Origin of the sequence: Cryobacterium sp. 10I5 (assembly GCF_035019865.1) — a bacterium.
Taxonomy (GTDB): Bacteria; Actinomycetota; Actinomycetes; order Actinomycetales; family Microbacteriaceae; genus Cryobacterium; species Cryobacterium breve_A.
In genome coordinates, this window is sequence record NZ_JASJVI010000200.1 from 1 (window position 1) to 928 (window position 928).

Annotated in this window: 1 protein-coding gene; it reads left to right on the forward strand. The window is 67.7% G+C overall.

What is annotated here, in order from left to right:
- Nucleotides 1-14 precede the first annotated feature (14 nt).
- On the forward strand, nt 15-928 hold a 914-nt coding region (locus QN350_RS19685), incomplete at its 3' end, for a histidine kinase dimerization/phospho-acceptor domain-containing protein (protein WP_323517200.1).

Sequence of the window (928 nt, forward strand, 5' to 3'; positions counted from 1 at the left end):
GGGGGGGGGGTTGGGTGTGCCGCCCCGCGGCAGACACGGCCGAGTCGATTCTTTTCCCGCCGCGGGTTCCCCATGGGGCTTCGCTGGCGGCCATCATTTTCTTCGCCCTCTTCCTGGTGCTCGCGGTGTCGTTCCTGCTCGTCCTCATGCGGCGACGGCTCAACCCGACGTCGGCGACCGTCTGGCTGGACGGTGTCATCGCCGGGCTCGGCCTCGTGGCGGTTGCGGCGGCGCTCCTGTTCAGACCGGTCTCGGACATCGTCGTGGACGACATCCTGGGCCTGGCTTATCCGGTCTCGCCCCTGATTCTCGTCGCCCTCCTGGTGTGCGCCCTGACCGTCTACGGTCGGCGCCCGAGCCGGGCATGGCTCCTGCTGGTCACCGCTTTCCTGGGCTTCGCACTGGCCAACACCTTCCTCGTGGCCGGCGTCGCAGACGGCACCTATATCCGGGGCGGACTCGTCGACGTTGCGTGGCCCGTTGTCGGCGTCCTGCTCGGCGTCGCCGCGTGGAGCCCGGGCGTTTCGGCCCTGCCCGACCGGGCGAGTGCAACGCTCGCGCTTGCCGCGCCGGCGATCTTCAGTATCTGCGCACTCGGCGTGATCGTCGTGAATGAGTTCGTGCCGCTCGCCTCGCTTGCCGTCTTCGTCGCGTTCTGCACCCTGTTGGTCGGTGCGGTGCGACTGGTGCTCGCGGTGCGGGATGCGGATCGGTTGCGGGTGCGGCAGGTGGAGTTGAATGTGAGTCTGGGGTTGGCGCGGGATGCGGCGTTGGCGGCGACGACGGCGAAGTCGGCGTTTTTGGCGACGATGAGTCATGAGATTCGGACGCCGATGAATGCGGTGATCGGAATGACGGGGTTGTTGCTGGATACCCGGTTGGATGCGGTGCAGCGGGATTATGTGGAGACGGTGCGGCGCAGTGGGGA